Consider the following 9,077-nt stretch of genomic DNA (forward strand, 5'->3'; position numbering starts at 1 on the left):
GCAAAACGCGCAGAGAGAGATCGGCGGGCTCCGGGCCCGCCACTGCCTCATTCAGAGGCCGGGCACCCAACTCGTCCGCGGCACTTGGCCGCCAACCCGGCAGTCATGCGGCCACAGTAGCCTAGGCGCGGTGCTGCTCTTCCTGGATATCGACGGAACGCTGCTCCCGTTCGGGTCGGCGGCTCCGTATCCGGCGTACGAGACGCCCTTCGAGCGGGGCGCCGCGCACCCGTTGCTGACCAGGGTCGACCCGGCGCTGGGCCCCCGACTGCTCGCGCTGGGCTGCGAGTTGGTGTGGGCCACCACCTGGCTGGACGAGGCGAACGAGGTCATGGCGCCCTGGCTCGGCCTGCCCCAGCTGCCGGTCGTGGACTGGCCGGACGAGGTGGAACGGCCCGGCCCGGTGCACTGGAAGACCCGGCCGCTCGTGGCCTGGGCGGCGGGCCGGCCCTTTGTCTGGCTCGACGACGAGATCACCGCCGCCGACCGGGACTGGGTGGCCGCCCACCACCCCGGGCGGGCCCTGCCGCATCGCGTGGACCATCGGGTGGGGCTCACGGACGCGGACTTCGCCCTGCTGGCGGGGTGGGTGGGCGGTGGCTGACGGTGTCGGTTCAGTGGCCGTGGCGGCTCAGCAGGTCCGTGACCCGGGTGAAGCCGTCCGTGCCGTGGCCGAGGGCGATGACGCGGCGGGCCTGGCCCTCCACCGCGCGCATCACGCCCGCCTCGATGCCGTGGGCCTCGGAGGCCTCGATGATGTGGGACATGGAGGAGACCGCCGAGGTGATCGGGTTGAGCTCGCCGGAGTAGGTGGCGTCGTCGACATCGCCCGCGAACGCCTCGAACAGCGGCGGCAGGATCGCGCCGATGCCCTGCGCGAACGGCGCCAGTTCGCGTGCCGTGATCCCCTCCGCGCGGGCCACGGCCAGGGCGTGCGCATAGCCCGCCATCGCCGTCCAGAAGATGTCGAGCAGCACGATGTCGTACGCCGCCGCCCGTCCGACGTCCTCGCCGAGGTGGGTGTGCGTGCCACCGAGCGTGTCCAGGACGGGCTTGTGCGCGCGGTACACCTCCTCCGGGCCGCTGTGCAGGAACACCGCCTCGGGCGTGCCGATGGTGGGGGTCGGCGTCATGATCGCGCCGTCCAGGTAGCGGACGCCGTGCCCGCCCGCCCAGTCAGCGGTGTCGCGGGCCCGGGCCGGGGTGTCGGCGGTGAGGTTCACGAGCGTGCGGCCCTTGAGGGCGTCGGCGACCGCGGGCTGCCGGAGAATCGCGTCGGAGGCGTCGTAGTTCACCACGCAGACCACGACCAGGTCGCTCGCCGCGACCGCCTCCTCGGCCGTACCGGCCGCCGTCGCTCCGCGGGCGACCAGCTCGGCGTCCCGGCCGGGGGTGCGGTTCCAGACGGTGGTCCGCAGACCGGCGTCCAGGAAGGCACCCGCCAGCGCGCGGCCCATCGGGCCCAGACCGAGCACCGTGACGGCAGACTGGTCGTCGTACATGGACATATTTGTTCAACTCCCTTGAGAACGATAAGAACAATTCATCACAAAAGGGGCAAAGGTGACGCGTAGGCAGGCCCAGGATCCCAACGTCTGCGGAGTGACCGCCGCGATCGCGGTGATCGACGGCAAGTGGAAGACGTCCCTGCTCTGGCTCCTGGAGTCGGGCCCGCACCGCCCCGGCGAACTGCGCCGGAAGCTGCCGGGCCTCACCGAGAAGGTGCTGACCCAGGCGCTGCGCGAGATGGAGACGGACGGCCTCGTACACCGCGAGGTGCACGACGTACTGCCCCTGAAGACCGTCTACTCCCTGACCGACTTCGGCCGCGAACTCTCCGAGACACTGGCTCCCCTCTCCGACTGGGGCCACCGCCGTCTGGAGCGCCTCGCCGTGACTTCGTCGGCCTCCTGACCACCGGCTCTCAGCCTCTCGCCGGGGGTGCGCGGTGCCAAGTACCCACAAAAAAGTGGGTAGACCGAGCGGCAGGTCAGGTGGCGTCTCCGCGTGGGCGCGCGGCGTCGGCGCAGCGGCGGGCCAGGTGTGCGAAGGCGTCCCTGAGCTCGGTCGGGCCGATCACCTCGATGTCGGCGTCGAATCTGCCGATGGCGGCGGCCAGGCCGGTCCATGACCACGAGCCCAGGACGAGCCGGCAGCGGTCCGGGCCGAGTTCCTCGACGACTCCGTCGTGGGCGTGGCGGGACACGACGGCGGCGGGCAGGCCGAGGATCACCTCGCCGCGACAGGGCCAGTCGCCGGTGCCGCCGGAGCCCCGGAATCTGTCGGTCAGGAAGGCGGCCACATCGCCTCGGGGCAGTTCGCGCGGGGTGAAGCGCGGCCCGGTGGGGATGCGCGGGGCGATGCGGTCCGCGCGGAAGGTGCGCCAGTCCGCGCGGTCGAGGTCCCAGGCGACCAGGTACCAGCGGCCGCCCCGGGTGACGACATGGTGGGGCTCCACCCGGCGCGGCGGGGTCGGGACGCCGTCGTCGTCCACGCCGGGCGGGTAGTCGAAGCGGAGGACCTCACGGGCGTGGGCGGCAGCGCCGAGCGTCACGAGCACGCCGCTGTCGACCGGTGGGTCCGGGCGGGGCGGCCGTTCGACGGCGGTGACCTGGACGGTGTCGATGCGGTGGCGCAGCCGTGCGGGCATGACCTGCCGGACGGTGGTCAGCGCACGGGCCGCGGCCTCCTCGACACCGGCACCGGCGGTGGTGGCGATCCGGAGAGCCACGGCGAGGGCGACGGCCTGCTCGTCGTCGAACAGCAACGGGGGCAGGTCGCTGCCGGCGGCGAGCCGGTAGCCGCCGTCGGGACCCTTGGTGGTGACGATGGGATAGCCGAGCTCGCGCAGGCGTTCGACATCGCGGCGCACGGTGCGCGGGCTGATGTCCAGCCGCTCGGCCAGCAGCGTCCCCGGCCAGTCCCGGCGTGCCTGGAGCAGGGAGAGCAGCGACAGCAGTCGCGCTGAGGTCTTCGGCATGCCCCGGATACTGCCCCGAGTAGCGGTCACGACCTGACCGCTTCCGCTGCGACGGTGGTCCCGTGCCGAACACCGAGAACGACCGGAAGGGCCCGATCACCGTGACTGCCACGACTCCCCCCGCCTCGCCGCTCGACGCCGAGCGGTCCGACCTGCTCGCCGCGCTCGCGACCGCGCGTGCCGCCCTCGTCCGGACGACCCGCGAGCTCAGTGACGAGCAGGCCGGCGAACGTCCGACGGTCAGCGCGCTGTGCGTGGGCGGGCTGATCAAGCACGTCGCGTCCATGGAGGAGATGTGGATGCGTTTCGCGGCCGAGGGCCCCTCGACGATGCGCTACGACCTGCCCGACGGCGTCACCTGGGCCGACCTCGCGGCCGGTACCGCGCCCGCGGTGCCGCAGTGGATGATCGACCACCAGAAGGAGTTCGGGATGCAGCCCGGCGAGACGCTGGCCGGGGTCCTGCGGCGTTACGAGGAGGTCGCCGCCGCGAGCGAGAAGATCCTCGCCACCGTCCCCGACCTGTCGGCGACGTACCCGCTGCCGGAGGTGCCGTGGAACGAGCCGGGAGCGGTGCGCAGTGTGCGCGGGGCGCTGCTGCACATCATCGCCGAGACCGCCCAGCACGCCGGGCACGCGGACATCCTGCGCGAGGCGCTCGACGGGCAGACGTCCACCTGACGCGGTGAGCCGGAAACGGGCGGCGGCCGCATGCCGGACCGCCGCCCGGTGCGGCACATCCGGGCGTCACGCGCCCCCGTCGGCCTCCCGGGCCGCGCGCTCCAGCCTGCCGCGGTAGTCCTCCCACCACGCCGAGTCGCCCGACGGCATGGCGGGGTTGTCCTCCCTCATCCCCACGGCACCGTCGATGAGCTCCCGGAGGATGTCGGCGTGCCCGGCGTGCCGCTGAGTGTCGGCGATCACACGCACCACGGCGTGATGCAACGTCACCTCGTTCTTGCCGTCCGGCCACCACGCCACCCTGCCGACGGTGTCCAGCGCCAGCGCGTCGATCGTCGCGTCCGAGTGCGCCCACGCCCGGCGGTAGAGCTCCACGACGAACTCACGGGACTCGTCGGCGGTGGCCCACATGTCCGCGTTCATCTCGGCCCCCTCGTCGACCCACGGCAGCGGCTCACCGGACGGCCGCCCGAAGGTGTCGCCGAGGTACCCCAACTCCACACTGGCCGTGTGTTTCACCAGCCCCAGGAGGTTGGTACCGGTCGGCGTCATGGGACGGCGTATGTCGTACTCGGAGAGCCCCTCCAGCTTCCACAGCAGGGCATCGCGGGCACCTTGCAGGTAGAAGTGGAGGTCGGCTTTGGCATCCGTTGCTGTCATGGGGGCAGTCTGCCGTGCACGGACGACTTGCCAAGCCAGTGGCCGCCGTTCCTACCATCGGTTATGGCGATGCCCGACGGCCATGCCGGGGCCGGGTTGCGCGGTCGGGGCCGCGAGTGCGAGGTGCTGGATCGCCTGGTGGAGGGTGCCCGGGCGGGCCGGAGTTCGGTACTGGTCCTGCGCGGCGAGCCCGGAGTGGGCAAGACGGCCCTGCTGGACTACGCCCGCCGGCGGGCGACGGGGTGCCGCACCGCCGAGGCCGGGGGCGTGGAGTCCGAGCCGCGCGGCGCGGCCCGTTCCGCCCGGTCGGAACAGCCACGGCGAGCTCGTCGCGGCCGTGCGCACCCGACCCGAACTCGACGCTCCCGACCTGCATGTGTTCCTCATCGACGTACCGTTCCACCCGCCGTCGCTGCCAGGGCCCGCGAACGGCTACACGATCGTGTTCTCGGCGCTGCACCCCCACAGCCGGGGCTCGGTCCGGCTGGCCGGCGCCGACCCCGCGACCCCACCGCTGATCGACCCGAACTACTACGGCGACGACCGCGACATGGCCACGATGCTCACCGCACTCGACAGGGCCCGCCTGCTCGGCAACTCGCCGGCATTCGACTTCTGGCGCGACAAGGAGGCGCTCCCCGGACCCGAGGTGCACACCGAGAGCGAGCTGCGTGACTATCTGCGCCGTGACACCGACGCGTACCACCACGCGGTGGGCGCCTGCCGGATGGGTACCGGCCCGATGGCGGTCGTCGACCCCCGGCTACGCGTACACGGCATCGACGGTCTGCGCGTCGCGGACGCCTCCGTCATGCCCACCATCCCCGGCGCCAACACCAACGCCACGGTCTACGCGATCGCCGAGCGAGCGGCAGACCTGCTGCGCACCCGTGCGTAGGCGCCCGCACACCAGACCTTCGAGCCTCTCGGTCATGTGGGCTCCTCCGTCGCTCAGGCTTCCGGCGTTCCCGTGTGAGCAGGCTTGGTGAGGGCGGGGGAGGAGGTGAGGGCGAGTTGGACGAGGCTTTCGGCGAGGTTGTCGTCGAGGGGGGAGTCGATCATGAGGCGGCGGTAGAGGATGGTGCCGGCCCAGACGTCCTGGAGGAGGTCGGTGTCGAGGTCGGCGGGGAGGTCGCCGCGTTGGATGCCGCGGCGCAGGGCGACGGCGATCTTGTGGCGTTTGCGCAGGAGGAAGGCTTCTCGGAAGCGGGCCATGAGTTCGGTGTTGGGGAAGAGGTCCGCGGCGAGTGCGGGCAGGGTGACGGCCACGTCCTTGTTGGCGTAGTTGTCGATGGTCATGTCGACGGCTCGGCGTAGTTCGGCGCGGGTGTCGCCGAGGTCGGGGATGTCGTCGCCGCGGAAGGCTTGTGCGAGTGCGTCGGCGACCAGTGCTTCTTTGCTGGGCCACCAGCGGTAGATGGTCGTTTTGCCGACGCCGGCTTCTGCTGCGACGGCCTCGATGGTGAGGGCCGGGTAGCCGCGTGCGGTGAGGATGTCCCGCGCTGCGCTGAGGATTTTGGGGGCGGAGCGGGGGGTGGCTCCTGTGTGGGAGGCGAATACAAGATTCATGAATAGAACGATACGTAGCGTTGCGTTCTTGGGTCAAGGTGTACTACGGTCGTCCCGTCCGAGTGAAACGCTACGTTTCGTAGCCTCCGATGGAAGGGAGCCCGCCATGAAGGGCTACACCGTCCCCCTGTCCCCCCGCGGCGAGGCCAACCTGGCCCCCGCCCCGCCCTGGCACTACGCCGGCACCGTCGTCGGCGTGGAGTTCTTCACCGACCCGGCCGCCGCCGAGGCCGCCCTCCCCGACGGCCTGACCCCCGACCCGGAGACCTCCGGACGCGGCGTGGCCATGTTCATCGACTGGCAGTACGCCGCCTCCGGCGACGACTACCTCGACCCGGTGCGCAGCCAGTACCGCGAGTTCCTGGTCACCCTCAACGCCCGCTGGAACGACACCGCGGTGGCCTGGTGCCCCTACATCTACGTCGACAACGACGCGGCGCTGGCCCGCGGCTGGGTCCAGGGCTTCCCCAAGAAGCTCGGCAGCGTCCACCAGACCCGCGCCTACGCCGTGCAGACCCCCGCCACCCCGCTGCTCGCCCCCGGCGGACGGTTCGGCGCCACCGCCTCCGCCGCCGGGCAGCGCATCGCCGAGGCCCAGGTCACCCTGGAACAGCCCGTCGAGGACCCGGCCACGTTCTTCGGCCGCCCGCTGGTCAACCTCCGCCACTTCCCCCAGCTCGCCGCGGGCAAGCACGACCAGCCGGCCGTCCACGAACTGGTGATGTCGGTCCTGGACGACGTACGACTTGCCGACGCCTGGGTCGGCTCGGGCGAGCTGTCCTTCCTCCCCGCCCGCGGTGAGGAACTGGCCGACCTGCCGGTCCGGCGCACCGGCAAGGGCTTCCGCCTCGACCTCGGCTACACGGTCGACGACCTCAAGACCCTCACCGACCCCACCGAGTGAACCGGGACGGTCGGACGCGAGGCGGGGACCCCGTCATCACCCCACCGACGGGCACCGCTGGACGGAGTCCCCGCCCGCCCCGCGTCACTCCTCGGCCCGACCGCCTTCGACTCAGTCACGCGGACATGCGCGGGAGCAGACGACCCGTCTGGCACCCCAACTGTCCGCGGCGGTCGCCCGCATCGCAGGAGTGCGAGAGAAGGGTGTCCTGGCAGTGATCCAGGACAGTCCGGCGCGGTCCGCCGTCGCGGCCGGCCGGCCCCTGCCCGAGCCTGGAGAAGAGAAGGACTGGCTGCGCACCCCGCCGGGCGCAGGGCGCTGATCAACGCTGACATGGACTTCGAGGACCCGCACCGGCGGGCGTGAAGGAGGACCAATCGTGGCTTTCGCCGACTACCAGAACGAGATCTACCTCGACGGGCTGCGCGGGGTGGTACCGGGCCTGCCCATGATCTCCGACGAACTGAAGCCGCTGGCGGAGGCGGCGATGCCGCCCGCGGTGCGCTCCTACGTGACCGGCGGCGCCGGCGACGAGCACACCCAGCGGGCCAACGTCAGGGCGTTCGAACAGTGGGGTCTCGTCCCCCGCATGATGGTCAGCCCCACCGAACGCGACCTGTCCGTCGACCTGTTCGGGATGCGCCTGCCCACGCCGGTGTTCATGGCTCCGGTCGGGGTGGTCGGTCTGTGCGCACAGGACGGTCACGGTGACCTCGCCACCGCCCGTGCCGCCGCCCGCACCGGCGTGCCGATGGTGGCCTCCACCCTGACCGTCGATCCGATGGAGGAGGTCGCCGCCGAGTTCGGGGACACGCCGGGCTTCTTCCAGCTCTACACCCCCACCGACCGGGAGGTGGCCGAGAGCCTGGTCCACCGGGCCGAGGCCGCGGGCTTCAAAGGCATCGTGGTCACCCTCGACACCTGGATCACCGGCTGGCGGCCCCGGGACCTGGGGGTCAGCAACTTCCCCCAACTGCGCGGCCACTGCCTGGCCAACTACACCAGCGACCCGGTCTTCCGCTCGCGGCTCGCCAAGGCTCCCGAGGACGACCCGGCCGCGGCGGTGCTGCACTGGGCGAGGACCTTCGGCAACCCTCTCACCTGGGACGACCTGCCCTGGCTGCGGTCGATCACCGACCTGCCGCTGATCCTCAAGGGCATCTGCCACCCCGACGACGTCCGTCGCGCCAAGGACGGCGGCGTGGACGGCGTCTACTGCTCCAACCACGGCGGCCGACAGGCCAACGGCGGCCTGCCCGCGCTCCACGCCCTACCGGAGGTGGTGGAGGCCGCCGACGGTCTGCCCGTCCTGTTCGACTCGGGCGTCCGCACCGGAGCGGACGTCATCAAGGCCCTCGCCCTGGGCGCCACCGCGGTCGGCGTCGGCCGCCCCTATCTCTACGGCCTGGCTCTGGCCGGCACGGACGGCGTCGTCCACGTCCTGCGTTCGCTGCTGGCCGAGGCCGACCTGCTCATGGCCGTCGACGGCTACCCCACCCTCGCCGACCTCACCCCCGACACCCTCCGCCGCCTCAACTGACGCGTCGGCCAGGGGGCTTGCGGGCCCAAGGCTCGCCTCGCTCAGCGTTGCCCCCGGTCAACCGTCCTCGGAGACGCCTGCGTCCGCCCACCAGGCAGGGGCGCATGCCACGGCGGCGTCGACCAGGTCGTCCTTGGTGGCGGCCGGGTCACGGAGCCAGGCCCTGATCGCTCCGGCGAAGCCGTGGGCGAGGAACTGGGCCATCACCTCGTGGTCGGCGTCCGGGACGCAGGCGCTGTCGGCGCGGGCGAGGAAGGCGAGGGCGTAGTCGTTGAAGTGGCGGACCAACGCGTCGTAGACGCCGCGGTCCGCCGGATCGTCGAGGGCGTGCCGGTAGACGCTCGTGAACCGTTCGACATGGTCGGCGACCTCTGTAATGGCCAGCCGCAGCAGCTCCGGGCCCGGGTATCCCTCGGCGCGGCGCCGGTCTTCCAGCCGGTGGCCGGTCTCCAGGTCTGCGTAGAGGGCCGCGACGAGGGGATCGAGGGGGGTGCTGTAGCGGTTGTAGAAAGTCGCCCGGGTGACCCCGGCGCGCGCGGCCAGTTCCGCGACGGTGATCCGGGAGGCCGGTTGCCGCGAGGCGAGCTCCACAACGGCCCGTTGCAAGGCAGCGATCGTCCGCGTGACGCGGGGGTCGGTGTATTCGCTCGCGGTACTCACGGTGCGCCCTCCGTCCCCTTTCGTTCCGTTTGCGGACAGCCGCAACCCGTGCTCGTATGCATATGTCAAATAGTTTAGCCAGGG

11 protein-coding genes and 1 pseudogene are annotated in these 9,077 nt (G+C 71.8%); 7 read left to right on the top strand and 5 right to left on the bottom strand.

The window, feature by feature from the left end; genetic code table 11:
- Nucleotides 1–130: 130 nt before the first annotated feature.
- Nucleotides 131–604: an HAD domain-containing protein gene (locus tag I2W78_RS21175; protein WP_196461839.1), complete on the top strand. Its 474-nt coding sequence runs from the start codon at nucleotides 131–133 to the stop codon at nucleotides 602–604.
- Nucleotides 605–614: 10 nt separating this feature from the next.
- On the opposite strand, the gene I2W78_RS21180 is transcribed toward I2W78_RS21175, so the two are convergent.
- Nucleotides 615–1,508, bottom strand: a complete 894-nt coding sequence (locus I2W78_RS21180; RefSeq protein WP_196461840.1) for an NAD(P)-dependent oxidoreductase — start codon at nucleotides 1,506–1,508, stop codon at nucleotides 615–617.
- Between the two features lie 55 nt (nucleotides 1,509–1,563).
- Between I2W78_RS21180 and I2W78_RS21185 the strand changes: the two genes are divergently transcribed.
- Complete coding sequence (locus I2W78_RS21185) at nucleotides 1,564–1,914, top strand: winged helix-turn-helix transcriptional regulator (RefSeq protein WP_196461841.1); 351 nt, start codon at nucleotides 1,564–1,566, stop codon at nucleotides 1,912–1,914.
- Nucleotides 1,915–1,990: 76 nt separating this feature from the next.
- Here the strand turns inward: I2W78_RS21185 and I2W78_RS21190 are convergent, their stop codons facing one another.
- Nucleotides 1,991–2,980 (bottom strand): helix-turn-helix transcriptional regulator, encoded by a 990-nt coding sequence (locus I2W78_RS21190; protein WP_196461842.1) that lies wholly within the window; start codon nucleotides 2,978–2,980, stop codon nucleotides 1,991–1,993.
- Nucleotides 2,981–3,081: 101 nt separating this feature from the next.
- On the opposite strand from I2W78_RS21190, the gene I2W78_RS21195 reads away from it, so the two are divergent.
- Nucleotides 3,082–3,660, top strand: coding sequence for a DinB family protein (locus I2W78_RS21195; RefSeq protein WP_196464661.1), 579 nt, complete (start codon nucleotides 3,082–3,084; stop codon nucleotides 3,658–3,660).
- Between the two features lie 66 nt (nucleotides 3,661–3,726).
- Here I2W78_RS21195 and I2W78_RS21200 read toward each other — a convergent pair whose 3' ends face one another.
- Complete coding sequence (locus I2W78_RS21200; protein WP_196461843.1) at nucleotides 3,727–4,320, bottom strand: DinB family protein; 594 nt, start codon at nucleotides 4,318–4,320, stop codon at nucleotides 3,727–3,729.
- 69 nt (nucleotides 4,321–4,389) lie between these two features.
- On the opposite strand from I2W78_RS21200, the pseudogene I2W78_RS40620 reads away from it, so the two are divergent.
- Both I2W78_RS40620 and I2W78_RS40625 read left to right on the top strand, forming a co-directional pair.
- Nucleotides 4,390–4,707 (top strand): annotated as a pseudogene (locus tag I2W78_RS40620) (ATP-binding protein); the annotation flags it as partial.
- 55 nt (nucleotides 4,708–4,762) lie between these two features.
- On the top strand, nucleotides 4,763–5,218 hold the full coding sequence (locus tag I2W78_RS40625) for a GMC oxidoreductase (RefSeq protein ID WP_374222728.1): 456 nt from the start codon (nucleotides 4,763–4,765) through the stop codon (nucleotides 5,216–5,218).
- A gap of 53 nt (nucleotides 5,219–5,271) precedes the next feature.
- Here the strand turns inward: I2W78_RS40625 and I2W78_RS21215 are convergent, their stop codons facing one another.
- On the bottom strand, nucleotides 5,272–5,889 hold the full coding sequence (locus I2W78_RS21215; RefSeq protein WP_196461845.1) for a TetR/AcrR family transcriptional regulator: 618 nt from the start codon (nucleotides 5,887–5,889) through the stop codon (nucleotides 5,272–5,274).
- 106 nt (nucleotides 5,890–5,995) lie between these two features.
- Here I2W78_RS21215 and I2W78_RS21220 point away from each other — a divergent pair, with 106 nt between their 5' ends.
- Nucleotides 5,996–6,793 carry an acetoacetate decarboxylase family protein gene (locus I2W78_RS21220; protein ID WP_196461846.1) on the top strand — a complete coding sequence of 266 codons (798 nt, stop codon included), beginning with the start codon at nucleotides 5,996–5,998 and terminating at the stop codon, nucleotides 6,791–6,793.
- A gap of 379 nt (nucleotides 6,794–7,172) precedes the next feature.
- Complete coding sequence (locus I2W78_RS21225; RefSeq protein ID WP_196461847.1) at nucleotides 7,173–8,333, top strand: alpha-hydroxy-acid oxidizing protein; 1,161 nt, start codon at nucleotides 7,173–7,175, stop codon at nucleotides 8,331–8,333.
- 57 nt (nucleotides 8,334–8,390) lie between these two features.
- Here the strand turns inward: I2W78_RS21225 and I2W78_RS21230 are convergent, their stop codons facing one another.
- Nucleotides 8,391–8,993, bottom strand: coding sequence for a TetR/AcrR family transcriptional regulator (locus I2W78_RS21230; RefSeq protein WP_307783725.1), 603 nt, complete (start codon nucleotides 8,991–8,993; stop codon nucleotides 8,391–8,393).
- Between the last annotated feature and the right edge of the window lie 84 nt (nucleotides 8,994–9,077).

The sequence above is a fragment of the Streptomyces spinoverrucosus genome (genome assembly GCF_015712165.1).
Lineage (GTDB): Bacteria > Actinomycetota > Actinomycetes > Streptomycetales > Streptomycetaceae > Streptomyces > Streptomyces spinoverrucosus_A.